Source organism: Citrobacter freundii complex sp. CFNIH2 (assembly GCF_002880615.1).
GTDB lineage: Bacteria > Pseudomonadota > Gammaproteobacteria > Enterobacterales > Enterobacteriaceae > Citrobacter_A > Citrobacter_A amalonaticus_F.
Window position 1 is genome coordinate 1,131,377 of the sequence record NZ_CP025757.1, and the last position, 26,904, is coordinate 1,158,280.

At 54.3% G+C, this 26,904-nt stretch carries 23 protein-coding genes, 1 pseudogene and 1 other annotated feature; of the genes and pseudogenes, 12 read left to right on the forward strand and 12 right to left on the reverse strand.

Going from position 1 to position 26,904, the window contains the following annotated elements:
• Nucleotides 1–78 precede the first annotated feature (78 nt).
• From WM46_RS05800 to WM46_RS26310, 4 genes and pseudogenes are all read right to left on the reverse strand, one after another.
• A complete protein-coding gene (locus WM46_RS05800; RefSeq protein WP_061077686.1) occupies nucleotides 79–2,265 on the reverse strand; it encodes a TonB-dependent siderophore receptor in 2,187 nt (728 codons plus the stop codon).
• Between the two features lie 176 nt (nucleotides 2,266–2,441).
• The gene (locus WM46_RS05805; RefSeq protein WP_046481035.1) at nucleotides 2,442–2,981 is read right to left on the reverse strand and encodes a septation protein A; all 540 of its coding nucleotides are present in this window, start codon (nucleotides 2,979–2,981) and stop codon (nucleotides 2,442–2,444) included.
• A gap of 55 nt (nucleotides 2,982–3,036) precedes the next feature.
• Entirely contained in the window at nucleotides 3,037–3,780 is a 744-nt protein-coding gene (locus tag WM46_RS05810) for a YciC family protein (protein ID WP_102601691.1), read from the reverse strand.
• A gap of 28 nt (nucleotides 3,781–3,808) precedes the next feature.
• Nucleotides 3,809–3,886: pseudogene (locus tag WM46_RS26310) on the reverse strand (YkgJ family cysteine cluster protein); the annotation flags it as partial.
• A gap of 252 nt (nucleotides 3,887–4,138) precedes the next feature.
• Between WM46_RS26310 and ompW the strand changes: the two are divergent.
• The 3 genes from ompW to WM46_RS05825 all read left to right on the forward strand — a co-directional run bounded on the left by ompW (nucleotide 4,139) and on the right by WM46_RS05825 (nucleotide 6,698).
• Entirely contained in the window at nucleotides 4,139–4,777 is a 639-nt protein-coding gene (gene ompW, locus WM46_RS05815; protein WP_061077684.1) for an outer membrane protein OmpW, read from the forward strand.
• A gap of 106 nt (nucleotides 4,778–4,883) precedes the next feature.
• Nucleotides 4,884–5,159: a hypothetical protein gene (locus tag WM46_RS05820; protein WP_102601692.1), complete on the forward strand. Its 276-nt coding sequence runs from the start codon at nucleotides 4,884–4,886 to the stop codon at nucleotides 5,157–5,159.
• Between the two features lie 75 nt (nucleotides 5,160–5,234).
• Entirely contained in the window at nucleotides 5,235–6,698 is a 1,464-nt protein-coding gene (locus tag WM46_RS05825) for a GGDEF domain-containing protein (protein WP_102601693.1), read from the forward strand.
• Between the two features lie 36 nt (nucleotides 6,699–6,734).
• Here the strand turns inward: WM46_RS05825 and trpA are convergent, their stop codons facing one another.
• The 5 genes from trpA to trpE are packed head-to-tail and all read right to left on the reverse strand — an operon-like array spanning nucleotide 6,735 to nucleotide 13,264.
• The gene (trpA, locus tag WM46_RS05830) at nucleotides 6,735–7,541 is read right to left on the reverse strand and encodes a tryptophan synthase subunit alpha (RefSeq protein WP_061077681.1); all 807 of its coding nucleotides are present in this window, start codon (nucleotides 7,539–7,541) and stop codon (nucleotides 6,735–6,737) included.
• Nucleotides 7,541–8,734: a tryptophan synthase subunit beta gene (gene trpB, locus WM46_RS05835; protein ID WP_102601694.1), complete on the reverse strand. Its 1,194-nt coding sequence runs from the start codon at nucleotides 8,732–8,734 to the stop codon at nucleotides 7,541–7,543. The genes trpA and trpB overlap by 1 nt, the downstream gene beginning before the upstream one ends.
• Nucleotides 8,735–8,744: 10 nt before the next feature.
• Nucleotides 8,745–10,103 (reverse strand): bifunctional indole-3-glycerol-phosphate synthase TrpC/phosphoribosylanthranilate isomerase TrpF, encoded by a 1,359-nt coding sequence (gene trpCF / locus WM46_RS05840; protein WP_102603787.1) that lies wholly within the window; start codon nucleotides 10,101–10,103, stop codon nucleotides 8,745–8,747.
• 3 nt (nucleotides 10,104–10,106) lie between these two features.
• Nucleotides 10,107–11,702 carry a bifunctional anthranilate synthase glutamate amidotransferase component TrpG/anthranilate phosphoribosyltransferase TrpD gene (gene trpD, locus WM46_RS05845; protein WP_061077679.1) on the reverse strand — a complete coding sequence of 532 codons (1,596 nt, stop codon included), beginning with the start codon at nucleotides 11,700–11,702 and terminating at the stop codon, nucleotides 10,107–10,109.
• The gene (gene trpE / locus WM46_RS05850) at nucleotides 11,702–13,264 is read right to left on the reverse strand and encodes an anthranilate synthase component I (protein WP_102601695.1); all 1,563 of its coding nucleotides are present in this window, start codon (nucleotides 13,262–13,264) and stop codon (nucleotides 11,702–11,704) included. Before trpE ends, trpD begins: the two co-directional genes overlap by 1 nt.
• 23 nt (nucleotides 13,265–13,287) lie before the next feature.
• Nucleotides 13,288–13,382 (reverse strand) — a sequence feature (Trp leader region).
• A gap of 158 nt (nucleotides 13,383–13,540) precedes the next feature.
• On the opposite strand from trpE, the gene rnm reads away from it, so the two are divergent.
• The 3 genes from rnm to rluB all read left to right on the forward strand — a co-directional run bounded on the left by rnm (nucleotide 13,541) and on the right by rluB (nucleotide 16,015).
• Nucleotides 13,541–14,422, forward strand: a complete 882-nt coding sequence (gene rnm, locus WM46_RS05855) for an RNase RNM (RefSeq protein ID WP_102601696.1) — start codon at nucleotides 13,541–13,543, stop codon at nucleotides 14,420–14,422.
• A complete protein-coding gene (locus WM46_RS05860) occupies nucleotides 14,419–15,039 on the forward strand; it encodes an L-threonylcarbamoyladenylate synthase (protein WP_061077676.1) in 621 nt (206 codons plus the stop codon). Before rnm ends, WM46_RS05860 begins: the two co-directional genes overlap by 4 nt.
• A gap of 100 nt (nucleotides 15,040–15,139) precedes the next feature.
• Complete coding sequence (rluB, locus tag WM46_RS05865; protein ID WP_102601697.1) at nucleotides 15,140–16,015, forward strand: 23S rRNA pseudouridine(2605) synthase RluB; 876 nt, start codon at nucleotides 15,140–15,142, stop codon at nucleotides 16,013–16,015.
• Nucleotides 16,016–16,057: 42 nt separating this feature from the next.
• On the opposite strand, the gene cobO is transcribed toward rluB, so the two are convergent.
• Both cobO and WM46_RS05875 read right to left on the reverse strand, forming a co-directional pair.
• Nucleotides 16,058–16,648 carry a cob(I)yrinic acid a,c-diamide adenosyltransferase gene (gene cobO / locus WM46_RS05870; RefSeq protein ID WP_102601698.1) on the reverse strand — a complete coding sequence of 197 codons (591 nt, stop codon included), beginning with the start codon at nucleotides 16,646–16,648 and terminating at the stop codon, nucleotides 16,058–16,060.
• Entirely contained in the window at nucleotides 16,645–17,406 is a 762-nt protein-coding gene (locus tag WM46_RS05875) for a YciK family oxidoreductase (RefSeq protein ID WP_102601699.1), read from the reverse strand. The genes cobO and WM46_RS05875 overlap by 4 nt, the downstream gene beginning before the upstream one ends.
• Nucleotides 17,407–17,620: 214 nt before the next feature.
• Here WM46_RS05875 and sohB point away from each other — a divergent pair, with 214 nt between their 5' ends.
• A complete protein-coding gene (sohB, locus tag WM46_RS05880; protein ID WP_102601700.1) occupies nucleotides 17,621–18,667 on the forward strand; it encodes a protease SohB in 1,047 nt (348 codons plus the stop codon).
• Nucleotides 18,668–18,718: 51 nt separating this feature from the next.
• Here the strand turns inward: sohB and WM46_RS05885 are convergent, their stop codons facing one another.
• Entirely contained in the window at nucleotides 18,719–18,970 is a 252-nt protein-coding gene (locus tag WM46_RS05885; RefSeq protein ID WP_042318668.1) for a YciN family protein, read from the reverse strand.
• A 395-nt stretch (nucleotides 18,971–19,365) separates the two neighbouring features.
• On the opposite strand from WM46_RS05885, the gene topA reads away from it, so the two are divergent.
• The 5 genes from topA to acnA all read left to right on the forward strand — a co-directional run bounded on the left by topA (nucleotide 19,366) and on the right by acnA (nucleotide 26,890).
• The gene (gene topA / locus WM46_RS05895; protein ID WP_061077672.1) at nucleotides 19,366–21,963 is read left to right on the forward strand and encodes a type I DNA topoisomerase; all 2,598 of its coding nucleotides are present in this window, start codon (nucleotides 19,366–19,368) and stop codon (nucleotides 21,961–21,963) included.
• Nucleotides 21,964–22,179: 216 nt separating this feature from the next.
• Nucleotides 22,180–23,154 carry an HTH-type transcriptional regulator CysB gene (gene cysB, locus WM46_RS05905; protein ID WP_043000536.1) on the forward strand — a complete coding sequence of 325 codons (975 nt, stop codon included), beginning with the start codon at nucleotides 22,180–22,182 and terminating at the stop codon, nucleotides 23,152–23,154.
• A gap of 321 nt (nucleotides 23,155–23,475) precedes the next feature.
• Nucleotides 23,476–23,616 carry a YmiA family putative membrane protein gene (locus WM46_RS05910; protein WP_212807457.1) on the forward strand — a complete coding sequence of 47 codons (141 nt, stop codon included), beginning with the start codon at nucleotides 23,476–23,478 and terminating at the stop codon, nucleotides 23,614–23,616.
• 305 nt (nucleotides 23,617–23,921) lie between these two features.
• Nucleotides 23,922–24,017, forward strand: a complete 96-nt coding sequence (gene ymiC / locus WM46_RS26315; RefSeq protein WP_146109685.1) for a small membrane protein YmiC — start codon at nucleotides 23,922–23,924, stop codon at nucleotides 24,015–24,017.
• A 197-nt stretch (nucleotides 24,018–24,214) separates the two neighbouring features.
• Complete coding sequence (gene acnA / locus WM46_RS05915; protein WP_102601702.1) at nucleotides 24,215–26,890, forward strand: aconitate hydratase AcnA; 2,676 nt, start codon at nucleotides 24,215–24,217, stop codon at nucleotides 26,888–26,890.
• The last annotated feature ends 14 nt before the right edge of the window (nucleotides 26,891–26,904 follow it).

The window sequence follows — 26,904 nt, forward strand, 5'->3', positions numbered from 1 at the left end:
AAATTTCAGTCGCGATGCTACTATGATTTTCACATGGAGAACAGAGGGGAAACGCCCGCGAGACGGGCGTTTGGGTGATTAGAAGGACATCGTTACGCCCGCATAGTAAGCGCGTCCGGGTTCGTTATAGGTTGAGGCGCCATCGTTTTCACGATAGATCTGCTTGTCGAACAGGTTGCTGATCCCGGCGTTCAGGCGCAGATTTTTCGTCATCTGGTAATTAGCGCCGAGTCCGACAACCGCATAAGCACCAATTTCCTTATCCGACATGGCACCCGTCTCATTGCGCGTTTCAGCATACTCGCGCGGTTTTTGTCGACCGTACTGCGTCCACTGTAGCTGCGTGGAGAGCTTGTCGTTCACCTGCCAGTCGAGCAGGGTATTAATGGTGTATTTCGGGATCACGGAGAGCGGGTTACCGGTGTCCTTGTTCTCGGATTTGATCATATACGTCGCGTTGGTGCGCCAACTTAACGTCTCCGGCACCAGCGGGATCACCACGTTACCTTCCAGACCTTCGACAATCGCTTTGCCGCCATTTTCCCATTGCAGGATGTTATTCCCGTTGGAGGCGTAACCAATAATATCGGTCCCGGCGACAATCTTGTTCTTATAGTCGTTACGGAACCAGGTGATTCCCGCATCCCAGCCAGCGTAATTAAATTCCAGACCGATCTCTTTGTTAATACTGATTTCCGGATCCAGATCCGGATTGCCCAGCAGATAACAACTGCCGGTGGCGATCGTATTTGGACAGCCGTTGCCGCGCGTGGAGAGCAAATATCCCTCGCTGGACTGATACAGGTTTGGCGCTTTAAAGACGCGCGCAATCCCGGCTTTCAGCTTGAACAGATCGCCCAGTTCCTGCGACATATTCAGACTGGGGCTCCAGTTGCTGCCAAATTCATCGTGATAGTCAAAACGGATCCCCGGAATAATATCCGTGCCAGGCCGCGCTTCGATATTATCTTCCAGATAGATACCGGTGAGCGTGGCGCTATTTTTGGTGCTGCGACTGGAGGCATCACCGGAGACATTGCCAATCTGCACGCCGGATGCGCTGGTGGCCTGCATAGACGCCGGATCGTTGAGTTCGTCACGGTTCCACTCCGCACCCAGCGTCAGGGTTTGATCAACCAGCCAGAAGACAGGGATGTTGAGTTCTCCGGAAGAACGATAAGATTCCAGGCGGCTGGTGGCGTATTCGGTGTTATTGATCATCCCTTCCACTCTACCGGTCGAGCCTTCCTGCATTCGGGTATTGTTGGTTTTTTCGTAGTAGACGCCGAATTTGGACTGTCCCCAGTCCCAGATGCCGTTATGCGTCAGCCCCCATGACTGACGATACATCCGGTTGGTTTCATCGCCGTAGAGGGTACTGACCAGCCCGTCAGGACTGACGTTGCTGTTGCTGTACTGCGTATCTCCGGCATAGATATTACCCTGACGGCTGTAGCTGTAGTCAAAATCCACAATTTGCTGTGGCGTCAGTTTCCAGGAGAGCAGGGCGTTGATGTCTTTATTGCGTACCCCTTCGCGCCCTGCGGCATAGGATCCATTTTGCTGAGTATTAATATCCGCCGCATCGGCGTCGGTTTTGTTGATGTTGCCGTACAGACGCATGGTGAGAACATCGTCAATGAGCGGACCGCTCAGATTGAAGTTCGCACGTTTGGTGGCACCTTCTTTGCTGTTCTCGGGCTGGTTGGTATAAAGAGACAGCGAGCCATGCCAGTCGTTCGTTGGCTGTTTAGTGATGATATTGACGACGCCACCTGCCGCACCGGAACCGTAACGTGCCGCTGCTGGGCCGCGCAGAACTTCAATACGTTCGACCATCTCCGCCGGTACCCAGTTTGTGTCACCACGGGTATCACGCTCGCCGCGCCAGCTATAGCGTACTGAGTTTCGAGAGGTGACCGGCACGCCGTCAATCAGGATCAGCGTGTTTTCCGGACCCATGCCGCGAATATCAATCTGACGGTTATTTCCCCGACTGCCGCTGGCGCTGTTGCCTGTCAGGTTCACACCGGGCATGGTGCGAATAATATCGGAGAGGTCGTTGACCGGCGGGGATTTTTCAATGTCTTTGGCGGTGATAATAGAAACACCGGGTTGCTGCTTGAGGGCTTCTTCGGCGGTGGCCTGGACGACCATCGTTTCACCGTCGTTCATGACGTCGTCTGCGGCGAATGCATTTCCGCTTAATGCTGTGGCAATCAAAAGCGCCAGAGGGCGTGGAGAAATTTTTGTTATCGTATTCATCAACTGACATCCATATTGTTTAAAATGCGATACGGAATATCAATGATAATTATTCTCATTACAATGTTATGAAGACAATCTCCATAATATCTTCATGATTCATGCAATTTCGGGTAAGTACGTCAGGGATTGTGCAGAAAGTTAAACCAGGCCTATAGGCCTGGTTTAATGGGCGTTTATGATTTGTCTTCTTGCGGGAGATGGCGATAGATATAGACGCCACTCAGCAGGGTAAAGATCAGCGTCAGCGCGGTGAGGCCAAACACCTTAAAGTTCACCCAGATATTTTGCGGCAGCCAGAAGGCGATGTAGATATTGGCAAGCCCACACAGAATAAAGAAGATGGCCCACGCGAGGTTGAGCTTCGACCAGACCGGCTGCGGCAGCGTCAGTTCTTTACCCAGCATGCGCTGGATCAGCGGTTTTTTCATGATCCACTGGCTAACCAGAAGCGCACCGGCAAACAGGCCGTAAATCACCGTCACCTTCCATTTAATAAATTCATCGTTATGGAAGAAGATGGTCAACCCGCCGAACACGGCTACCAGAACAAAGGTGATCAGCGCCATTTTTTCAACTTTGCGATAGCGAACCCAACTGTAGATGAGCACGATAGCCGTTGCGACAATGAGCGCCGAGGTGGCCGCATAGATGTCATACACTTTGTAAAAAACAAAGAAGACCACCAGCGGTAAAAAATCAAGAAACTGCTTCATTCTTCGATTCCGTAATCAAACGCGTCGGGCATTTCTGCCGGCGACGCAGACAGGGTTATTGGCGAATCAACATATACAGACGGAACAGGTAGATGAGCAATATGGCGGAGATCAGATTGCTCAACGTATTTGCGATAACGGCGCCAACGTTAGGGTCAAGCGCGGCAAAGCTGGAGGCAAACAGCAACAGTAGCGTTTTTGCCAGCAGCCAGCCCATCACCGCCGGGGCGACCAGTCGCATATTAGACCACGCCAGACGCATACTGTTGCGCATTGCGACGAATACACCCATTTTATCCTGCACCAGCATAATCGGCGCAAGCGCCAGCAGGATAGCCAACAGGATGCCTGGTACCACGACCAGCATAATCCCGAGCTGTACCAGCAGGGTGGTCAGTAAAATCAGGATGAACAGACGCGGCAGGATCGGCGCACTGGCACCGATCGCGCGCAGGGCGCTGACGCGATGACCCGCTGAAATTAACTGAATCATCAGCAGTACGCCACCGGCCAGGACGGCATTACCAATCAGTCCTGAAAAGGTGGACGCTGCCGAGGCGCGCAACAGGATCTGCTGCTGCTCCGGCGTCATGTTTTGCACCAGTTCGAACAAACCCACGCTTCCCGCAAGATGATCCCCTTCACTCAGTTGCGCAATCTGCGCATCGCTGGGTGAGAAGGCATGCCCTAATACCACCGTGATGAACGCGCACAGCAGCGAGATCAGCAGGATGGTTAAAAATTGATTACGGAAAAAATTCCCGGTGTCACGGTATACGGACTGCGCCGTGATAGACATGCACTCTCCTTGAGTTCTGCAGGTGTTGTTAAGCGATCAATTGTACCCTGGATAACTGCGCAGTGGCAGCATCAAGGGGTGTATGGAAAAGCATATCTTTGTAAAGCCAGAGTAATTTGAACAACAAATCCGCAGCGTGATGACGTTGCCGCCACAAAAATTAAGAAAATACTTTCAGCTTGTAAATATTGCAAAATTGATCTGAACAGGAATAACCAGGATTTTGAATGCTACTTCTAACTTAATCTGGATCAATAAATGTTAAATTACACGGCCTAATGTGATCCAGGTTAGATCACTTATTACTCCAATGTAGGTATATTCGTGACGCATTTATAACCATAACGATGGAGCGGGTATGAAAAAGTTAACAGTGGCGGCATTGGCAGTAAGTACTCTTCTCTCTGGCAGCGTTTATGCGCATGAAGCTGGCGAGTTCTTTATTCGCGCCGGTTCGGCGACGGTAAGACCGACGGAAGGCGCGGACGGCACCTTAGGCCATTTAGGTGGCTTTAACGTCAGTAACGACACGCAGTTGGGTCTGACATTCACTTACATGGCGACCGAAAATATCGGTGTTGAACTGCTGGCGGCGACGCCATTCCGCCATAAAGTGGGCACGCAGTTGACCGGTGATATCGCCACCGTTCATCACCTGCCGCCAACCCTGATGGCGCAGTGGTATTTCGGTGATTCCAGCAGCAAGCTGCGTCCATATGTCGGTGTTGGGGTTAACTACACGACCTTCTTTAATACTGACGTCAATAAGAATGGCAAAGAGACCGGCGTTTCCGATTTGAGTCTTAAAGATTCCTGGGGTGCAGCAGGTCAGGTCGGGATGGACTATTTGATCAACCGTGACTGGCTGATTAACATGTCAGTCTGGTACATGGATATCGATACCACCGCGGACTACAAGCTGGGTGGTGTTAAGCAGCATGACGATATTCGCCTCGATCCGTGGGTGTTTATGTTCTCGGCGGGTTACCGTTTCTAAAAAAAGTCACAACAAATAAAAGCGGGCGCCTTTAGCCCGCTTTTTTTATGCGCCGCGAACAGAACTGCTATCTTTTCTAACAGGCACGCTCTGTGAGTATTGCATCATGAAATTAACACCGTCTTTGCTGGAACAAAAAATCGCGGCGCTTGAGCAGTCACCGACGAATGAAAACAGCCTGTTTTATCTGCAGGTCTCACGATCGTTACTGGAAGCGATGCGCAAAATTGACTTGCTGGAGAAAGCGCTCGCCACGCCCATCCGCTTACCCTCTTGTAGCGCCAGTCCGGTGTGTGAAATTGAGGCCGGATACGCCGCTGGCGTGAGTGATTGCCGCATCGCCATTCGTCATGCGGGTTATCTGATTGAAGGGGATGATTAACCGTTCTGACCTGTACTGCGTGGGTGAAATCGAATACCGTAGTGATAACAGCGTGTTGATGCTCAGGGTGCCTTGGTGAAAATTGTGCAGGACAGTTTAAGAAACAGACAGGCACTTATTATTTCAGCGCTAATCACGCTGCTTTTTACGTCGCTTTTCCTGTTCATTATTTATGAGCAGCGACTGGCGACGGTCAATGAAGGGATGAACCGCCTGCAAACGCGGATGCTCGATATCTTCAATGATAATGAAATGATCGCGGATGCGACCGGCGTACGCTACCGGCAGATTAAAAGCGCTGGCCAGTGCGGCCAGATGTCGCAATTGACTCCCCGTGGGGAGGCCTGGGGAATTAACGCCGACAGCAAACGCATTCATTCCGCAACGGGTGCGATGGTAGCGCGTCAGCCGACGTTAAACGCGTTGTGTATGTATACCGCCGCTGAGTTTATTCGCGGCAGGGTGAACGCGCTTAATCCGGGTAATTTCGATGCTCATCGCTACGTTATTGCCGAGGATGCAAGCTATTTTTACTGGTTCACTCCCGCCGATGCTAAAGCGTTTGATTATCACTCATCGAAGATGGCGCGTAATATTTCCAGTTTCTTTCTTCCTCCCGTCGATTTTTACACCCGTTTGCTGGAAAAGAACGTCAAAACGAAAGCCTTAAGCTCTACGGATTTTTATGACGATAAAATCACGGATGAGAAAGCCTTCAGCGTCGTGAGTTATATTTATGACCTTTCTGGCAATGAGATCTCCGACCATATCGTAGGCTATCTGGTTTACGACCATGCTAAGCCGGAACTTCAGGAGGCATTACGCGACGCCTTTGATGGACAGGTGCCGCACGGACTGAACGTTTCGCTGGTGAATACTCTGAATCAGCAGTCGCTTTGTCTGACGGGGGAGTGTAAGAAGCGCCCGGAAATCGCCTTCAAGGTGCTCTCCGAAAAGTATGTCATTCACTACGCCATCTCGCTCAGCGGGTTTGCGATGCATGACACCCAGGCGGGGCTGCTGATCCTGATGGCGCCGTTCTTCTTTGTACTGATCATGATGGGGTTAAAATCCTGGCTGAATGAGAGCGATCTGAAAATCTACATCGACTCATTGACGGGCTGCTTCAACCGTAAGATTCTCGACATCATCAAGCGGCGGGATCTCTCTGACTGTTCGGTGGTGCTGGTTGATTGCAATAAATTCAAGGCAATTAACGATACCTGGGGACACGTCGCCGGGGACAGAGCGCTACAGATCATTGCCAACCGGATGTTGTCCAACACCCGCACCAGTGACGATCTGGTGATTCGCACCGGAGGGGATGAATTCGTGATTGTACTGTATCACGCGAAAACGGCCGATGCGGTCGCCATCGCCGAACGTATCGCCCATCAAATCAATGCGTATCAGTTTATCGTGCAGGACACGCTGGTGCCGCTCTCCATCTCCTGGGGGGTTGCCGAAGTGAATGAGGGAATTGATGATGCCATTCAGTATGCGGATGGCGAGATGTACAAAATGAAGCAGGCCAAATAATGAGACCGCCAGTGCGAGTCTGGCGGTCCCGGTGTTTTATCGGCGGGTGGCGGCTTTTAACCCGCTGACGAATGTCTTCAGTTCAGCCAACATCTGCTCAGGTTGTCCGACGTTCTTTTCAATGATTTTAACGATCGCGGAACCGGAGATTGCGCCAGCGGCGCCTGCGTCAATGGCGGCGGAAACCTGATCCGGCGCCGAAATACCAAAGCCCTGCAAAGACGGCGCGGCGTTGTACTCTTTCAGTTTCTCTACCAGATGATGTAAAGGCAGCGCGGCGCGATTTTCTGCGCCCGTCACGCCCGCGCGCGACAGCAGATAGGTATAACCCCGGCCATAAGAGGCGATCTGGCGCAGCAGGTCATCATCGGCATTCGGCGGACAGATGAAGATCGGCGCAACGTTGTGGCGCAGCGCGGCCTGACGGAATGGCGCAGATTCTTCAATCGGTACGTCGGCAACCAGCACGGAGTCGACGCCGACTTTTTCACACTGCGCGTAAAACGCGTCAATGCCTTTGCTGAACACCAGGTTCGCGTACATCAGCAGGCCAATAGGAATGGTCGGGTGCTTTTCGCGGATGGCGGCCAGCATCTCAAAACAGCGGGTCGGCGTGACGCCAGCGGCAAATGCGCGCAGCGTGGCGCTCTGAATGGTTGGGCCATCAGCGAGCGGATCGGAGAAAGGGATCCCTAACTCCAGCGCATCCGCACCCGCCTCAATCAGAGCATCGATAATGTTCAGCGACTGCTCAACGCCTGGGTCGCCGAGGGTCACGAAGGGGACAAAGGCACCTTCCTTGCGATCGTTCAGTTGTGCAAACAAGCTTTCATAGCGTTCCATCAGATTTCCCCTCGCGCTTTCAGAATATCGTGTACCGTGAAAATGTCTTTGTCGCCACGACCGGAAAGGTTAACCACCAGCAGTTGCTCTTTTTCCGGGTTCTCGCGCATCATTTTCAGCGCGTGGGCCAGGGCGTGTGACGACTCGAGCGCCGGGATAATGCCCTCGTGCAAACAGAGCGTTTTAAAGGCGTCCAGCGCTTCGTCGTCGGTGATCGACACGTAGTCGGCGCGACCAATGCTGTTCAGGTACGCATGCTGTGGGCCGACGGACGGGAAATCCAGGCCCGCAGAGATGGAGTAGGACTCCTCGATCTGTCCCTCATCCGTCTGCATCATCGGCGCTTTCATACCGAAATAGATCCCGACGCGACCGTGCTTCAACGGCGCACCGTGCTCACCGGTTTCAATCCCGTGACCACCGGGTTCTACACCAATCAGCCCAACGTTTGGCTCATTAATAAAATCGGCAAACATCCCGATGGCGTTGGAACCGCCGCCCACGCAGGCGATCACCGCATCCGGCAGGCGACCCTCTTTTTCGAGGATCTGCGCTTTGGTTTCTTCGCCGATCATGCGCTGGAATTCACGCACGATGGTCGGGAACGGGTGCGGGCCAGCAGCGGTACCGAGCATGTAGTGCGCGGTTTCGTAGCTACCAGACCAGTCACGCAGCGCCTCGTTACAGGCGTCTTTCAGCGTGGCTGAACCACTGTGAACCGGGATGACTTCGGCACCCATCAGGCGCATACGGAAGACGTTCGGCGACTGGCGCTCAACGTCTTTCGCTCCCATGTAGATACGGCATTTCAGGCCGAGCAGGGCGCTGGCGAGCGCTGAAGCCACCCCGTGTTGGCCCGCGCCGGTTTCCGCAATAATCTCGGTTTTGCCCATGCGTTTTGCCAGCAATGCCTGACCTAACACCTGGTTGGTTTTATGCGCGCCGCCGTGCAGCAGATCTTCACGCTTCAGGTACAGCGTGGTATGGGTTCCGGCAGTGATGTTCTGACATTTGGTCAGCGCAGTGGGACGTCCCGCATAGTTCTTCAGCAGGTCGGCAAACTGGGCCTGAAACTCGGGATCTTTTTGCGCACTGACAAACGCGTCTTCCAGTTGACGCAGAGCCGGCATCAGGATCTGCGGCACATACATGCCACCGAATTCACCAAAATAGGGATTGAGTAATGTTGTCATGTCCTTTTCCTTAATATGCGCGCAGTGTCTGAAATACCGAGGCCAGAAGGCGTGCATCTTTGATGCCCGGCTGTGACTCTACACCAGAATTAAAATCGAGACCGGCACAGCCGGTTTTAGCCGCGTCAACGCAGTTGTCCGCGCCAAGACCGCCTGCCAGCAATACGTTATCCAGCGATTGTCCGTGCAGTAACGACCAGTCAAAACGCTGACCGCTGCCACCCTGGCCGTTATCCAGCACGTATTTGTCGACATGCTGATAATCGCGGGCCGGGAGGGCGTCACCGACGCTCAGCGCTTTCCAGATCTGTACGTTTTCAGGCAGCGCGGCGCGCAGCGTATCGACATACGCCTGGTCTTCGCGCCCATGCAGCTGTACGGCTTTCAGCGAAAGCTGCGTCGCTTTTTCACAGACCTCGGCGATGTCGTGATTACGGAATACACCAACATATAGTAGCGGGGCGGCGGACTGCACTTCGCGGGCCTGTTCAATGCTGACAAAACGGGGTGAAGAAGGGACAAAAATCAGTCCACCATAGATTGCGCCAGAATCGCAGGCGGCTTTGGCATCTTCCGGACGCGTCAGGCCACAGACCTTATTTTCGCCAAGCAGAACACGGCGTACGGCGGCGTTAAGATCGTCATGCGCCATGAGGGCGGAACCAATCAGGAAGCCATTGGCAAAATGGCTCAGCTCGCGAACCTGAGCGTAGGTGTTGATCCCTGATTCACTAATCACCGTCACGCCCTGACCCAGTTTCGGCGCCAGTTGACGTGTACGATTCAGGTCAATCGACAGGTCGCGCAGGTCACGGTTGTTAATCCCGACCACTTTCGCGCCGAGCGCAATGGCGCGTTCCAGTTCGTCTTCATTGCTGACTTCCGTCAGCACGCCCATCTTCAGACTGTGCGCTACGGCAGAAAGCTGGCGATACTGCTCGTCGTCGAGTACCGAAAGCATCAGCAGGCAGGCGTCGGCCTGATAGTGGCGCGCAAGGTAAATCTGGTAAGGGTCGATAATAAAGTCCTTACACAGAATCGGCTGCGGCGCGATGCTGCTCACGATCGGCAGGAAATCAAAACTGCCCTGGAAGTACTTCTCATCGGTCAGAACGGAAATGGCGGAGGCGTAATGTTTATACACCCCGGCAATCCGTGCCGGGTCGAAATCATCGCGGATCACGCCTTTAGACGGGGAGGCTTTCTTACACTCCAGAATAAAGGCCGTACGCGCACCCTGTAAGGCGTCATAAAAGTGACGCGAGCTGGGCTGGACAGCGTTCTGAAAACTGGCCAGCGGTTGTTGCTGTTTGCGGGCTTCTACCCAAATCGCCTTGTCTGCGACGATTTTCGCTAAAACGGTTTGCATCATTTACCCTCTTGCCGCCAGAGCGGTGACTCGGTCATAAGCGGAACCACTGTGCAAGACCTCGAGAACGGTTTGCGCATTAGCCTTGAGATCTTCTTCACCATGCAGTCGCATTAACATTGCGACGTTTGCGGCAACGGCAGCCTCATGGGCGGCGTCACCTTTACCTTGTAGTAAGCGTGTCAGAATGTCACGGTTTTCTTCCGGCGTACCGCCTGCCAGCTGTTCCTGGTGGTAAGGGGTCAGGCCAAAGTCGTCCGCCGTCAGCTGATAGCTTTTGATCTCGCCGTCATGCAGTTCCGCCACAATGGTCGGCGCATGCAGGGATACTTCATCCATTCCGCCGCTGTGTACGACCGCGGCACGCTGGTAACCCAGCACGCGCAGGGTCTCGGCAATCGGCAGAACCAGTTCTGGGCTGTAAACGCCAATCAGCGCCAGCGGCGGATGCGCCGGGTTAATCAACGGCCCCAGTACGTTGAACAGCGTACGGGTCTTCAACTGCTGGCGTACCGGCATCGCGTGACGGAAACCGGTGTGGTATTTCGGGGCAAACAGGAAGCAAACGCCCAGCTCGTCCAGCGCCTGACGCGATCGGTCGGCATTCATATCGAGATTGATACCGAAGGCGGCCAGCAGGTCTGACGATCCGGATTTACTGGAAACGCTGCGGTTGCCGTGTTTTGCCACCTTCAGGCCGCACGCTGCCGCGACAAATGCGCTGGCGGTAGAAATATTAATGCTGTTGCTGCCGTCGCCGCCGGTGCCGACGATATCGGCGAACAGATAGTCAGGGCGCGGGAACGGCGCGGCATTTTCCAGTAAGGCGGTTGCCGCACCGGCAATCTCATTCGGATGCTCGCCGCGAATCTTCATGCTGACCAGAGCGGCAGCCAGCTGTTCTGGTTTGAGTTCACCGCGTACCACGGCGGAGAACAGCTGGTGGCTTTCCTGCTGGCTCAGGGTCTGTGCCTGATACAGTTTTTCGAGGATCGGCTGCAAGGTATTGGTCGGCTCCAGCTTCTGCTGCGCCCAGGCCAGCGTCTGCTCAAGCAGACGCGCACCCTGGGTGGTCAGAATGGATTCCGGGTGGAACTGTAAACCGCACACGCGATCGGCGTCATGACGAACAGCCATCACCATGCCATTAAAATGGGCGTTGATGGTCAGGCCAGCGGGAATATTGCTACCAATCAGAGAGTGATAGCGGGCAACCGGCAGCGGATTCGTCAGGCCGGCAAACATGGCCTGTCCATCGTGCTCAATGCTGGACGCCTTGCCGTGCAGGATCTCGCCAGCCTGGCCGACGTAGCCGCCGTAGGCTTCGACAATCGCCTGATGGCCCAGACAGATGCCGATAATCGGCAGCTTGCCGCGCAGTCGGGTCAGCAGTTCCGGCATACAGCCTGCTTCACTGGGGACGCCAGGACCGGGAGACAGCACCAGAACCGGGTTCTTCATGGTGGCCAGACGCTCAATCAGGGTCTGAGCCGGAATATGGTTACGGTAAATCACCACGTTATGACCGTTGGTACGCAGCTGATCTGCCAGGTTATAGGTAAATGAGTCGATGTTGTCGAGCAGCAGAATGTCAGCCATCAGAAAGTCTCCTGTGCGTGGTGCGCGGTGGCAATGGCACGCAGGACCGCGCGCGCTTTATTACGGGTTTCGTCGGCTTCTGACTGGGGAACAGAATCGAGCACAATACCGGCGCCCGCCTGGACGGTGGCAATACCGTCTTCCACCAGCGCGGAGCGAATCACAATGCAGGTATCCAGATCGCCGTGTGCGGTGAAGTAACCGACCGCACCGCCGTAGCTGCCACGTCGGCGCCCTTCGGCGTCGGCAATCAACTGCATTGCCCGCACTTTCGGCGCGCCGCTCAGCGTGCCCATGTTCATGCAGGCGCGGTAGGCGTGCAGGACATCGAGATCGCGGCGCAGTTCGCCGACGACGCGAGAGACCAGGTGCATAACGTGAGAATAGCGGTCAACCTTGGTCAGGTCTGCCACGTAGCGACTGCCTGGCGTACAGATGCGGGCGAGATCGTTACGCGCCAGGTCAACCAGCATCAGGTGCTCGGAAAGCTCTTTATGATCGGTGCGCATTTCCAGTTCAATGCGGCTGTCGAGGTCGCGGTCCAACGTGCCGTCGGCGTGACGACCGCGAGGACGCGTACCGGCAATCGGGTAAATTTCAATCTGGCGGCTGGTGGCATCGTATTTCAGCGAACTTTCCGGCGACGCGCCAAACAGGGTGAAATCGTTGTCCTGCATAAAGAACATGTACGGGCTGGGGTTGCTTTTCTTCAGCACGTAATAGGCCGCCAGCGGTGACGGGCAGGGCAGTGAGAAGCGGCGGGACGGGACCACCTGGAAAATTTCCCCGGCGCGGATCGCTTTCTGCATTGAGCGAACTACCGCGCCAAATTCGTCATCGCTCTGATTACATTCGCAGCGCATGTGTGGCACGGAAACGACCGGCAGCGGCGGCGCTGGTTCCGTCAGCTGCTGGCTCAGACGCGCCAGACGAGCGGTGAGACGCTGTTTTTCCTCGTCATTATCGCTGAACAGGCTGGCCTGAATGCGGGAGCTTTGTTTCTGGTGGTCGATCACCACAAGCGTTTCCGCCAGATAGAAACAGTAATCCGGGCAGCGGTTGCCAGCCTCAAGCTGCGGCAAATCTTCAAAACCGGCAACCAGATCGTACGCAAACAGACCGCCAAAGAACATCGCTTCGCGCTCTTGCGCCGGGACGTTAACCAGTCCCTGCAGCAGGCGGAAGGCGTCAAAGACCGAGAGTGCGCACAGACGCGCATCTTCGTCTAATAATGGGCTGACCGGCGGGAAACGCAGCACGCGACCTGCATCCTGCTGTTCATTCTCAACGCCTGCGGGCAGTGCGGCATCGAGTAAAGTCAACAGCGCGGCGCCATTGTCGGTTAAGGCCTGAATGGTGACAGTGTCACCGACAGCGGTAATGCGCAGCGCGCTATCCACCAGCAACAGGCTTTTGAGGTCGTCTTTGCTGTCGATATCCGCAGATTCCAGCAGCAGCGTTGCCGGACGGTCGCCGCAAACCTGATGGAACAACTCCGTCGGGTTTTTGCGATAGGCGGCATCGCAGGTAATGAGTTCGAGTGTGGGTTTTGATGTCTGCATGGTTATTCTCATTAATTTTGTTCAAAAAAAAGCCCGCTCTGTTGGCGGGCCGGGTATCTGGTGGCGATCTACACGCGAAATACACTGCCCGAAATCAGGAAGTGCGCCACCCACCGTGCAGAACAAACGTTGCTTTCATTTCGATACCCTTTTGCTTGTGAACTTTCGTACTAGTTAACTAGTTCGATGGGTTATTGTCAACACCTGATTTCAGTAAATTTGCCGGAACCGTTATGATGCGCAGGAAAGACTATTTTTGAGAGACGGGAGTTCGCCTTGAGCGACACGAATTATGCAGTGATTTATGACCTGCACAGTCACACCACAGCATCCGATGGACGACTGACGCCAGAAGCGTTAGTCCACCGCGCCGTCGAGATGCGTGTAGGCACGCTGGCGATTACCGACCATGACACCACAGCCGCGATTCCCGCGGCAAGCGAAGAAATTTCACGTTCCGGCCTTGCGCTGAATCTGATCCCTGGCGTTGAGATCTCTACAGTCTGGGAGAATCACGAAATCCATATTGTGGGTCTGAACATTGATATTGAAAATCCGGCGATGCGTGCGTTTCTGGCGCAACAGACGGAACGCCGACAGCAGCGGGCGCGCCTCATCGCTGACCGCCTGGAAAAAGCGCACATCACTGGCGCATGGGAAGGGGCGTTGCGCCTGGCCGACGGCGGCGCGGTGACCCGCGGCCATTTTGCCCGCTATCTGGTGGAGTGTGGTAAAGCGACCACCATGGCGGATGTCTTTAAAAAGTATCTCGCGCGCGGGAAAACAGGATACGTTCCGCCACAGTGGTGTACAATAGAACAAGCTATTGATGTCATTCATCATTCTGGCGGTAAGGCGGTACTGGCCCATCCAGGGCGGTATGATCTTAGCGCTAAGTGGCTGAAAAGGCTGGTGGCGTATTTCGCGCAACATCGTGGTGATGCGATGGAAGTCGCGCAGTGCCAACAGTCCCCCAATGAGCGCACGCAACTGGCCACGCTCGCCCGCCAGCATCAGCTATGGGCATCGCAAGGTTCTGATTTTCATCAACCTTGTCCGTGGATCGAGTTGGGCCGCAAGCTCTGGCTGCCGGCAGGCGTTGAAGGCGTCTGGCAGACGTGGGAGCAGCCGCAGAACACCACAGTGAGGGAAGTATGAGCCAGTTTTTTTATATTCATCCTGATAACCCACAGCAGCGCCTGATCAACCAGGCGGTTGAGATTGTGCGTAAGGGCGGGGTGATTGTGTATCCAACCGACTCCGGCTACGCGCTCGGTTGTAAAATTGAAGACAAAGGCGCGATGGAACGGATTTGCCGTATTCGCCAGTTGCCGGATGGACATAACTTCACCCTGATGTGTCGCGATCTGTCCGAACTGTCGACCTATTCGTTTGTCGACAACGTGGCCTTTCGCCTGATCAAGAACAATACGCCGGGTAACTACACCTTCATCCTGAAAGGGACAAAAGAGGTGCCGCGTCGGTTGTTGCAGGAAAAACGTAAGACCATCGGTCTGCGCGTGCCGTCGAACCCGATCGCGCTCGAACTGTTGCAGGCGCTGGGCGAGCCGATGCTCTCCACCTCGCTGATGCTGCCAGGCAGTGAATTTACCGAGTCCGATCCGGAAGAAATTAAAGATCGCCTGGAAAAACAGGTGGACCTGATTATCCACGGCGGTTATCTGGGCCAGCAACCCACAACGGTGATTGATTTAACCGATGATTCCCCGGTCGTCTTGCGTGAAGGCGTCGGAGACGTTAAACCTTTCTTATAAGGGCGCAACTCTGTATACTACGCGGCCTTAAAATGGCGCTGAGAAGCGCCGTTGATTCTCCTGTTCGACGCCTGTGAAGGCGACAGCTAAAGGAAGCTCTATGAGCGAAAAGTTACAGAAAGTGCTGGCGCGCGCTGGCCACGGCTCTCGCCGTGAAATTGAATCCATCATTGCAGCAGGTCGCGTCAGCGTAGACGGCAAAATTGCCACGCTGGGCGATCGCGTTGAAGTGAATCCTGGCCTGAAAATTCGTATCGATGGTCACCTGATTTCGGTGAAAGAGTCGGCGGAACAAATTTGTCGCGTTCTGGCTTATTACAAGCCGGAAGGTGAACTGTGTACGCGTAACGACCCGGAAGGTCGTCCTACGGTCTTTGATCGCTTACCGAAACTGCGCGGCGCGCGCTGGATTGCGGTAGGGCGTCTGGACGTCAATACCTGCGGTCTGCTGCTGTTCACCACCGATGGTGAACTGGCGAACCGTCTGATGCATCCAAGCCGTGAAGTTGAACGTGAATACGCGGTGCGCGTCTTTGGCCAGGTTGACGATGCCAAACTGCGCGATCTGAGCCGTGGCGTGCAGCTGGAAGACGGTCCGGCGGCGTTCAAAACCATCAAGTTCAGCGGTGGTGAAGGGATCAACCAGTGGTACAACGTCACCCTGACCGAAGGGCGCAACCGTGAAGTGCGTCGCTTGTGGGAAGCCGTTGGCGTGCAGGTAAGCCGTCTGATTCGCGTCCGCTACGGTGATATTCCGCTGCCGAAAGGTCTGCCGCGCGGCGGCTGGACGGAACTGGATCTTGCCCAGACTAACTATCTGCGCGAACTAGTGGAACTGGAGCCGGAAACCACCTCGAAAGTGGCGGTGGAGAAAGATCGTCGCCGCATGAAGGCGAATCAGATTCGTCGTGCGGTGAAACGCCACAGCCAGGTGAGCGGCGGTCGCCGTACTGGCGGTCGTAACAACAACGGTTAATCCGCGATCCACTAATGCAAAAAAGGCCCCGAGGGGCCTTTTTTAATAGTCGATCCCCATCTGGGCTTTGACCCCTGCCTCAAAGGCATGTTTGACCGGACGCAGCTCACTGACGGTATCGGCCAGCTCGAGAATATCCCGATGGCAGCCGCGACCGGTGATGATCACCGTCTGGTGAGGCGGGCGCGCATTCAGCGCGTTAATCACCTCTTCAAGCGGCAGATAGTCGTATGCCACCATATAAGTCAGTTCGTCCAGCACCACCATGTCCAGTTGCGGATCGGCAAGCATGCGTTTGCCGTGCTCCCATACTGCCAGACAGGCTGCGGTGTCGGCTTCGCGGTTTTGCGTCTCCCAGGTAAACCCGGTCGCCATTACCTGAAATTCAACGCCGTGCGGCTCCAGCAGGTTACGCTCGCCGTTGGGCCAGGTCCCCTTGATGAATTGCACCACGCCGACCTTTTTACCGTGCCCCACTGCGCGAGTGGCGGTGCCGAAAGCGGCGGTGGTTTTTCCTTTCCCATTGCCGGTAAAGACAATCACGATACCCCGTTCGTCCTGGGCCTGGGCTACCCGGGCGTCAACCCGGTCCTTCACGCGCTGCTGGCGCTGTTGATAGCGTTCTTCACTCATTGGGCGATTCCTGGTTTGCGGCCCGGTTGGGCGTCGAAGGTCATGCCGGTTTTGCGACGGCTGTCATCGCCCATTAGCCACAGGTACAGCGGCATAATATCGGCGGGTGTTTTGAGCTTTTGCGGATCTTCAGTCGGAAAGGCGTTGGCGCGCATGCCAGTGCGGGTACCACCCGGATTGATGCAATTCACGCGCAGCGGACGGTTTTGGTACTCATCTGCCAGCACCTGCATCATGCCTTCGGTAGCAAATTTAGAGGCCGCGTAGGCGCCCCAGTTAGCACGACCCTGCTGGCCCACGCTGGAGGAGGTGAAGACTAACGATCCGGAATCTGACTTAAGTAATAAAGGAAGCAATGCCTGGGTCAGCATAAACGTCGCATTGACGTTGACCTGCATCACCTGTTGCCAGACCTGCGGGTCTTGCTCGATCATCGGACAGACGTCGCCCAGTAAACCGGCATTGTGTAAGACGCCGTCCAGCCGCGGATATTGTCCGCCGATGCGCTGCGCCAGTTGATGACAGTCATCAGCGGTGCAGGTTAACAGATCGAGTGTATACCACTGCGGCTGGCGGCCCGTTTGTTGGGCAATCCTGTCGGCGACGTGGTGCAATTTCTCATCATTACGGCCAAGCAAAATGACGCTGGCGCCGTAGCGGGCGTAGGTCATGGCCGCTTCACGGCCAATGCCGTCGCTGGCGCCGGTCACCAGAATAATGCGATCCTGCAGGAGGTCTTGTTTCGGTTGATAATGCATGGGGACTCCTCGGCGACATGCCTGGTCGCTCTGCTTCTCGTTGGTGTGTCGGGTTTATGCCTGAAACAGGACCCAATTTCAATCAGCCAACGGCGATAACGCCCTAAAATGAACACTTTGTCATACTTTTATCCATCCGCATATCCCGCGAGACGACGCATTACGCCTGATGTACACTGAGCCGACGCTAAGTTGTTTAACCAAGGTGGAACGTGTGGAATTGTTGTCTGAATATGGCTTGTTCTTAGCAAAAATCGTGACCGTTGTGCTGGCTATCGCGGCGATTGCCACCATTATCGTGAATGTTGCCCAACGTAAGCGCCAGCGTGGTGAACTGCGGGTTACCAACCTCAGCGAACAATATAAAGAGATGAAGGATGAACTGGCGATGGCGATGCTGGATAGCCATCAACAGAAACTCTGGCATAAAGCGCAAAAGAAAAAGCACAAGCTGGAAGCGAAAGCCGCCAAAGTGAAAGCCAAACAGGGCGACAGCGGCACGTCAAATAAGCCGCGCGTCTGGGTGCTGGATTTTAAAGGCAGTATGGATGCCCACGAGGTCAGTTCACTGCGTGAAGAGGTGACGGCGGTACTGGCGGTGGCGAAACCGCAGGACCAGGTGGTGGTGCGACTGGAAAGCCCGGGTGGCGTTGTCCACGGCTACGGTCTTGCCGCATCACAACTGCAACGCTTACGCGATAAGAAAATCCCGTTGACCGTGACGGTGGATAAAGTCGCGGCGAGTGGCGGCTACATGATGGCCTGCGTGGCGGACAAAATTGTCTCCGCCCCATTTGCGATTGTCGGTTCGATTGGCGTGGTCGCGCAGATCCCCAACTTCAACCGTTTCCTGAAAGGAAAGGATATTGATATCGAGTTGCATACCGCCGGACAGTACAAACGGACGCTGACGCTGCTGGGTGAGAATACCGAAGAAGGGCGGCAGAAGTTTCGCGAAGATTTGAACGAAACCCATCATTTGTTTAAAGATTTCGTGCATCGGATGCGTCCATCTCTGGACATTGATCAGGTTGCGACGGGTGAACACTGGTACGGGCAGCAGGCGCTGGAGAAAGGACTCATTGATGAGGTCAACACCAGCGACGAGGTGATTCTGGGGCTGATGGAAGGACATGAAGTGCTGAACGTTCGCTATCTGCAGCGTAAGAAGCTGGTGGATCGGGTGACGGGCAGTGCCGCGGAAAGTGCCGACCGTCTGCTGCTGCGCTGGTGGCAGCGCGGACAAAAACCGCTGATGTAAAAAAGCTGTATTAACGAAAAACGCGAGGCATTCAGGCCTCGCGTTTTTGCTTTAATCGATCAGGTGATACTTTTCAGAAAGTACATGCGCCAGATGTTTAAACATATTGAACACGGCTGTGCTCTTTGGCGTTGGTAGACCTTGCTCGTCTAAAAAGTAATCCCCACTGAAGACCAACACCCCATTTCGCTGGGTCACACCGGTGGCAACAATGCCAGCCAGCGTATCTTCATGCTCACGAATGATTTTGTTGGCTTCAATCAACAGCGTTTCGCGATCGATAGGTTGTGTCTCTTTGCGCATTTTTTACTCCTTAAACAAGGACATTAGTCTACGCCGACCGACTCTTTTGGGCAAATATTCCCTGAGTGTGTACAAGGGTTTGTCAACCTTTGCTGACTGGCAGGATTTGGTTTTGCATGCTAATAAAGTTGCGTAACGAATTTTATCAGGTACAGTGTGACGCTTTCGTCAACCAGGCAACAGATTTGCTTGACATTCGACCGAAATTCCGTCGTGCTATAGCGCCTCTGTGCGAAAAAACCTGTTAACTCAGTCACCTGGCTATTTAGTGTACAGAGTCAGTACAAGGGGTTGATATCCGCAGACGCTGGGACCATATCCATGGCTCGTCGCCAGTGGATGGTGTATCAACGTGCGACGCATTCCTGGAAGAATCAAATTAGGTAAAGGTGAATATGGGTAAAGCTCTTGTCATCGTTGAGTCCCCGGCAAAAGCCAAAACGATCAACAAGTATCTGGGTAATGACTACGTGGTTAAGTCCAGCGTCGGTCATATCCGTGATTTGCCGACCAGTGGCTCAGCAGCTAAAAAGAGCGCCGACTCTACCTCCACCAAAACGGCTAAAAAGCCCAAAAAGGATGAACGTGGCGCGCTCGTCAACCGTATGGGGGTTGACCCGTGGCACAACTGGGACGCGCATTATGAAGTGCTGCCCGGTAAAGAGAAGGTCGTCTCTGAACTGAAACAACTGGCTGAAAAAGCCGACCACATCTATCTCGCAACCGACCTTGACCGCGAAGGGGAAGCCATTGCATGGCACCTGCGGGAGGTGATCGGGGGTGATGACACGCGATACAGTCGCGTGGTGTTTAACGAAATTACCAAGAATGCGATTCGTCAGGCGTTTGAAAAGCCGGGCGAACTGAACATTGACCGGGTTAACGCTCAGCAGGCGCGTCGCTTTATGGATCGCGTGGTGGGCTATATGGTCTCGCCGCTGTTGTGGAAAAAGATTGCTCGCGGTCTGTCAGCCGGTCGCGTTCAGTCCGTGGCGGTGCGTCTGGTCGTTGAGCGTGAACGCGAAATTAAAGCGTTTGTACCGGAAGAGTTCTGGGAAATTGACGCCAATACCACCACGCCTTCCGGCGATGCGCTGCCCTTGCAGGTGACCCATCAGAACGACAAGCCGTTCCGTCCGGTGAACCGCGAGCAGACGCTTGCGGCGGTAAGCCTGCTGGAGAAAGCGCGCTACAGCGTTCTGGAACGTGAAGACAAGCCGACCAGCAGCAAGCCGGGCGCGCCGTTTATCACCTCCACCCTGCAACAGGCGGCCAGCACGCGTCTCGGTTTTGGCGTGAAAAAGACCATGATGATGGCGCAGCGGCTGTACGAAGCGGGTTACATCACCTATATGCGTACCGACTCGACCAACCTGAGTCAGGATGCCGTGAACATGGTGCGCGGTTACATCGGCGATAATTTCGGCAAGAAATATCTGCCGGAAAGTCCGAATCAGTACGCCAGTAAAGAAAACTCGCAGGAAGCGCACGAAGCGATTCGTCCTTCCGACGTCTCTGTGCTGGCGGAAACGCTGAAGGATATGGAAGCCGACGCGCAGAAACTGTATCAGCTGATCTGGCGTCAGTTTGTCGCCTGTCAGATGACCCCGGCGCAGTACGATTCCACCACGCTGACCGTTGGCGCGGGTGATTTCCGTCTGAAGGCGCGCGGTCGTATTCTGCGCTTCGACGGCTGGACGAAAGTGATGCCCGCGCTGCGTAAAGGCGACGAAGACCGGACGCTACCGGCGGTGAATAAAGGCGATGCGCTGTCTCTGGTTGAACTGACCCCGGCTCAGCACTTCACCAAACCCCCGGCGCGCTTCAGCGAAGCCTCACTGGTAAAAGAGCTGGAAAAACGCGGAATTGGCCGCCCGTCGACCTATGCGTCGATCATTTCGACCATTCAGGATCGTGGCTACGTGCGGGTGGAAAACCGTCGCTTCTATGCGGAAAAAATGGGTGAGATTGTCACCGACCGTCTGGAAGAGAATTTCCGCGAGCTGATGAACTACGATTTCACCGCGCAGATGGAAAACAGCCTCGACCAGGTCGCGAATCACGAAACCGAATGGAAAGGCGTGCTCGATAACTTCTTCAGTGATTTTACTCAGCAACTGGATAAAGCGGAGAAAGATCCGGAAGAGGGCGGGATGCGTCCGAACCAGATGGTATTGACCAGCATCGACTGCCCAACCTGCGGACGCAAAATGGGAATTCGCACCGCCAGTACCGGCGTGTTCCTTGGCTGCTCGGGTTATGCGTTGTCGCCGAAAGAGCGCTGCAAAACCACCATTAATCTGGTGCCGGAAAACGAAGTCCTGAACGTGCTGGAAGGTGATGACGCGGAAACTAACGCCCTGCGCGCCAAACGTCGTTGTCAGAAGTGCGGTACGGCGATGGACAGTTACCTGATCGATCCGAAGCGCAAGCTGCATGTTTGTGGTAATAACCCGACCTGCGACGGCTACGAGATCGAAGAAGGCGAATTCCGTATCAAAGGGTATGACGGTCCGATCGTCGAGTGCGAAAAATGTGGCTCTGAGATGCACCTGAAGATGGGGCGTTTCGGTAAGTACATGGCGTGCACCAACGACGAGTGTAAAAACACCCGTAAGATCCTGCGTAACGGTGAAGTTGCGCCGCCGAAAGAAGATCCGGTTCCACTGCCCGAGTTGCCGTGTGAAAAATCGGATGCGTATTTCGTGCTGCGTGATGGCGCTGCCGGGGTCTTCCTGGCCGCCAATACTTTCCCGAAATCCCGTGAGACGCGCGCGCCGCTGGTGGAAGAGCTGTTCCGCTTCCGTGACCGTCTGCCGGAAAAACTGCGTTATCTGGCCGATGCGCCGCAGCAGGATCCGGAAGGCAATAAAACGCTGGTGCGTTTTAGCCGTAAGACCAAGCAGCAGTATGTTGCCGCTGAAAAAGACGGGAAAGCGACCGGCTGGTCCGCCTTCTTTGTTGAGGGTAAATGGGTCGAAGGCAAGAAGTAACCGCCCACGGTGTTGTTGTTCTGAAGAGGGTCGCGTAAGCGGCCCTTTTTTTGTGTTTATAGCGGGCTTATTATTTTTTACTCACCGCTATACAGCCCGGTTATTAATGATATAGTGGTTATAGTTAACAGCTTTTTTATTATTAAATCGTATTAGCAGCGCATCACTGCCTGCTCTGAAACGATGACCTGATGGCGCTAATCTGGATGGTTTAACATGAAATTACAGCAGCTTCGCTACATTGTTGAGGTGGTGAATCACAACCTTAACGTCTCCTCCACCGCGGAAGGCCTTTACACCTCGCAACCGGGTATCAGTAAGCAGGTCCGCATGCTGGAAGATGAACTTGGCATCCAGATCTTTGCCCGCAGCGGTAAGCATCTGACTCAGGTGACGCCGGCAGGTCAGGAGATTATCCGCATTGCGCGCGAAGTGCTCTCCAAAGTGGATGCGATAAAGTCGGTTGCTGGTGAGCATACCTGGCCGGATAAAGGCTCTCTCTATATTGCGACGACGCATACCCAGGCACGTTATGCGCTACCGAATGTGATTAAAGGTTTTATTGAGCGCTATCCGCGCGTGTCGCTGCATATGCATCAGGGGTCGCCCACGCAGATTGCCGAGGCGGTTTCAAAAGGTAATGCCGATTTTGCCATCGCGACCGAGGCGCTGCATCTGTATGACGATCTGGTCATGTTGCCATGCTATCACTGGAATCGTTCGATTGTGGTGACGCCTGAGCATCCGCTGGCCAATAAAGGGTCGGTGACCATTGAAGAGCTGGCGCAGTATCCACTGGTGACGTACACCTTTGGTTTTACGGGGCGTTCTGAACTGGATACCGCTTTTAACCGCGCAGGTCTGACGCCACGTATCGTGTTTACGGCGACCGACGCGGATGTGATCAAAACTTACGTACGTTTAGGCTTAGGAGTAGGGGTGATTGCCAGCATGGCCGTCGATCCGCTGTCCGACCCGGATCTGGTTCGCGTGGACGCACATGATGTCTTCAGCCACAGCACGACGAAGATCGGTTTTCGTCGCAGCACGTTCCTGCGTAGTTACATGTATGATTTCATTCAACGTTTTGCGCCGCATTTGACGCGTGACGTGGTGGATACCGCCGTGGCGTTGCGCTCGAACGAAGAAATTGAAGAGATGTTCAAAGATATAAAATTACCTGAAAAGTAATCGTCACAGAAAATGGTCGGTATCTTTTGCTCGCAGGGGATACCGAAAATTTTAATTAAGTCGCCATTGGTTTTATTAAGGCTGGCGTAATAATAATTCCCACATAAGAATTATGGATAATCAGCCATAAAGTAGTGTCTTATTCCCCGCCTCGCAAATTTCCCATTCCAAATATTTATTTTCGATCAAAAGATTGATTTATTCACTGGAAACGATTCGTAAATTCACTGGATTTTTGACTAAAGTTTCATTAGGATTTGTCTCATCTGATGATTAATTGTACCGATTGTTGGTGCTTAAATGATAAGTGATGCCGATTGTATGAGGTTAGCAATGCCGTCTGAAAACCAGGAACCACGTCGGGACCCTGAGATGAAACGCAAAGCATGGCTTGCGGTTTTCCTGGGCTCAGCGCTGTTCTGGGTCGTGATCGCACTGTTGATCTGGAATGCCTGGGGGTAAAAATGGTGGTTCACGACCCACAACAGACGTCGTTACCCACATGTCACTCTGGTGACACTGTACGAGAAACGAAAAATGGCGCGTGCGTGAAAACTGTTCCCGAATCCTGGAAGCTGACTCAACAACAGCAAAAGTTTATTGAACTATTCGACGAAGACGATCAACAGAAACAATAATCGTCACCATTCTTATTACCGTTTCTTTTGTACCGATAAATTATCGCGGTACGCTTTTACCTATACACCGCAGCAATAAAGCGTTGAGAAAGTCTCAACACAATGTATTAAACAAAACGGGTATAGCCGATGATTACTGCAAATATGAAATACTGGTCCTGGATGGGCGCATTTTCCGTCTCGCTGCTCTTTTGGGCTGAACTGCTCTGGATCATGATGAATTAATCTGAAACCTCGCTGCGGCGAGGTTTCATTTTCTCCCCCTCATACACGCGTTCCTCCTCTCTTGTGTGCTCACCGTTCGGTTTTTCCTCTTTTATCAATTTGGGTTGTTATCAAAACGTTACAGTCTGTTTGTGTTATCTTTAATATTCACCCTGAGGAGAATCAGGGCATCGCAACCCTGTCATTAAGGAGGAGCTATGTCGTCAACCCTACGAGAAGCCAGTAAGGACACACTACAGGCCAAAGACAAAACCTACCACTATTACAGTCTGCCGCTGGCTGCGAAATCTCTGGGCGATATCACCCGTCTGCCCAAATCACTGAAAGTTTTACTGGAAAACCTGCTGCGCTGGCAGGACGGCGATTCCGTTACCCATGAGGATATCCAGGCGTTGGCAGGGTGGCTAAAAAACGCCCATGCCGATCGCGAAATTGCTTATCGCCCTGCACGCGTACTGATGCAGGACTTTACTGGCGTCCCCGCGGTGGTGGATCTCGCCGCAATGCGCGAAGCGGTAAAACGCCTGGGCGGGGATACGGCGAAAGTGAATCCTCTCTCGCCGGTGGATCTGGTGATCGACCACTCTGTCACCGTTGACCATTTTGGTGATGACGATGCGTTCGAAGAGAACGTACGCCTTGAAATGGAACGTAACCACGAGCGCTATGTATTTCTGAAATGGGGCCAGCAGGCCTTCAGTCGCTTCAGCGTCGTGCCGCCGGGAACCGGTATTTGCCACCAGGTTAACCTGGAATACCTCGGCAAAGCGGTGTGGAGCGAATTGCAGGACGGTGAATGGGTGGCTTATCCGGACACGCTGGTCGGCACGGATTCACACACCACCATGATTAACGGTCTGGGTGTTCTGGGCTGGGGCGTGGGCGGCATCGAGGCTGAAGCGGCAATGCTGGGGCAACCTGTTTCAATGCTGATCCCGGATGTGGTAGGTTTCAAACTGACCGGAAAACTGCGTGAGGGGATCACCGCAACGGACCTCGTGTTAACCGTCACCCAGATGCTGCGTAAGCACGGTGTGGTCGGCAAATTTGTCGAATTTTATGGTGACGGGCTGGATTCCTTGCCGCTGGCTGACCGGGCCACCATCGCCAATATGTCGCCGGAGTATGGCGCGACCTGTGGTTTTTTTCCGATCGACGGTGTGACGCTGGACTATATGCGGTTGAGCGGACGCAGTGAAGATCAAATCGAGCTGGTTGAAAAATACGCGAAAGTGCAGGGCATGTGGCGCAATACCGGCGATGAACCGGTCTTCACCAGCACCCTGGCGCTGGATATGAATGATGTCGAGGCGAGCCTCGCCGGGCCGAAACGTCCGCAGGATCGTGTCGCCCTGGGCGATGTGCCGAAAGCCTTTGCCGCCAGTAGTGAACTGGAACTGAACACTGCGCAGAAAGACCGCCAGCCGGTAGAATATGTGCTGAACGGGCAGTCATATCAGCTCCCTGACGGGGCGGTGGTGATCTCGGCCATCACCTCCTGTACCAACACCTCTAACCCCAGCGTGCTAATGGCGGCTGGCTTGCTGGCGAAAAAAGCCGTTACGCTGGGACTGAAACGTCAGCCATGGGTGAAAGCGTCGCTGGCGCCAGGGTCGAAAGTGGTATCGGATTATCTGGCAAAGGCGAAGCTGACGCCGTATCTCGATGAACTGGGTTTTAACCTGGTGGGATATGGTTGTACGACCTGTATTGGTAACTCTGGACCGCTACCGGAGCCTATCGAAACCGCGATTAAGAAGGGTGATCTGACCGTAGGCGCGGTGCTGTCGGGCAACCGTAACTTTGAAGGCCGAATTCACCCGCTGGTGAAAACCAACTGGCTGGCGTCACCGCCGTTGGTCGTTGCCTACGCGCTCGCGGGCAATATGAACATCAACCTTGAGAAAGATCCGCTCGGCCACGATCGCAAAGGCGATCCCGTCTATCTGAAGGATATCTGGCCGTCGGCGCAGGAAATTGCCTGCGCCGTCGATCTGGTCTCTTCAGAAATGTTCCACAAAGAATATGCGGAAGTGTTTGAAGGGACGCCGGAGTGGAAAGCGATCAATGTCGACCGCTCAGATACTTACGGCTGGCAAAACGACTCGACCTACATTCGCCTGTCGCCGTTCTTTGACGAGATGCAGGCTCAGCCAGCACCAGTGACCGATATTCACGGCGCGCGCATTCTGGCGATGCTGGGGGATTCGGTGACCACTGACCACATTTCTCCGGCCGGGAGTATTAAAGCTGACAGTCCCGCAGGGCGCTATCTGCAAAATCACGGCGTGGAGCGCAAGGACTTTAACTCTTATGGCTCACGACGTGGGAACCATGAGGTGATGATGCGCGGGACCTTCGCTAACATCCGTATCCGCAATGAAATGGTGCCGGGTGTGGAAGGCGGAATGACGCGACATCTGCCCGGCACTGAGGTGTTGTCTATCTATGATGCGGCTATGCAGTATCAGCAGGAGAACATCCCGCTGGCGGTGATTGCCGGTAAAGAGTACGGGTCGGGTTCCAGCCGTGACTGGGCGGCGAAAGGGCCGCGTCTGCTGGGGATTCGCGTCGTCATTGCGGAGTCGTTCGAACGTATCCACCGCTCCAACCTGATTGGGATGGGGATCCTGCCACTGGAGTTCCCACAGGGCGTAACGCGTAAAACGCTGGGGCTGACCGGGGAAGAGGCGATCGACATTGCTGACCTGCAGAAACTGAAACCGGGCGCAACGGTGCCGGTGACGTTAACCCGGGCAGACGGGAGTAAAGAGGTGGTGCAATGCCGCTGCCGCATCGATACCGCGACCGAGTTAACGTACTACCAGAACGACGGCATTTTGCATTACGTCATTCGTAACATGCTGAAGTAAGTTGAAAAAAAAGC

Excerpts from the sequence above, each read along its gene's own strand:
- rluB (WP_102601697.1), top strand. The coding sequence starts at position 15,140 with ATGAGCGAAAAGTTACAGAAAGTGCTGGCGCGCGCTGGCCACGGCTCT.
- trpD (WP_061077679.1), bottom strand. The coding sequence starts at position 11,702 with ATGGCTGACATTCTGCTGCTCGACAACATCGACTCATTTACCTATAAC.
- acnA (WP_102601702.1), top strand. The coding sequence starts at position 24,215 with ATGTCGTCAACCCTACGAGAAGCCAGTAAGGACACACTACAGGCCAAA.
- WM46_RS05875 (WP_102601699.1), bottom strand. The coding sequence starts at position 17,406 with ATGCATTATCAACCGAAACAAGACCTCCTGCAGGATCGCATTATTCTG.
- WM46_RS05860 (WP_061077676.1), top strand. The coding sequence starts at position 14,419 with ATGAGCCAGTTTTTTTATATTCATCCTGATAACCCACAGCAGCGCCTG.
- cysB (WP_043000536.1), top strand. The coding sequence starts at position 22,180 with ATGAAATTACAGCAGCTTCGCTACATTGTTGAGGTGGTGAATCACAAC.
- WM46_RS05805 (WP_046481035.1), bottom strand. The coding sequence starts at position 2,981 with ATGAAGCAGTTTCTTGATTTTTTACCGCTGGTGGTCTTCTTTGTTTTT.
- WM46_RS05910 (WP_212807457.1), top strand. The coding sequence starts at position 23,476 with ATGAGGTTAGCAATGCCGTCTGAAAACCAGGAACCACGTCGGGACCCT.
- ymiC (WP_146109685.1), top strand. The coding sequence starts at position 23,922 with ATGATTACTGCAAATATGAAATACTGGTCCTGGATGGGCGCATTTTCC.
- WM46_RS05800 (WP_061077686.1), bottom strand. The coding sequence starts at position 2,265 with ATGAATACGATAACAAAAATTTCTCCACGCCCTCTGGCGCTTTTGATT.
- cobO (WP_102601698.1), bottom strand. The coding sequence starts at position 16,648 with ATGAGTGAAGAACGCTATCAACAGCGCCAGCAGCGCGTGAAGGACCGG.
- WM46_RS05810 (WP_102601691.1), bottom strand. The coding sequence starts at position 3,780 with ATGTCTATCACGGCGCAGTCCGTATACCGTGACACCGGGAATTTTTTC.
- topA (WP_061077672.1), top strand. The coding sequence starts at position 19,366 with ATGGGTAAAGCTCTTGTCATCGTTGAGTCCCCGGCAAAAGCCAAAACG.
- trpCF (WP_102603787.1), bottom strand. The coding sequence starts at position 10,103 with ATGCAAACCGTTTTAGCGAAAATCGTCGCAGACAAGGCGATTTGGGTA.
- WM46_RS05820 (WP_102601692.1), top strand. The coding sequence starts at position 4,884 with ATGAAATTAACACCGTCTTTGCTGGAACAAAAAATCGCGGCGCTTGAG.
- ompW (WP_061077684.1), top strand. The coding sequence starts at position 4,139 with ATGAAAAAGTTAACAGTGGCGGCATTGGCAGTAAGTACTCTTCTCTCT.
- WM46_RS05885 (WP_042318668.1), bottom strand. The coding sequence starts at position 18,970 with ATGCGCAAAGAGACACAACCTATCGATCGCGAAACGCTGTTGATTGAA.
- trpB (WP_102601694.1), bottom strand. The coding sequence starts at position 8,734 with ATGACAACATTACTCAATCCCTATTTTGGTGAATTCGGTGGCATGTAT.
- trpA (WP_061077681.1), bottom strand. The coding sequence starts at position 7,541 with ATGGAACGCTATGAAAGCTTGTTTGCACAACTGAACGATCGCAAGGAA.
- trpE (WP_102601695.1), bottom strand. The coding sequence starts at position 13,264 with ATGCAGACATCAAAACCCACACTCGAACTCATTACCTGCGATGCCGCC.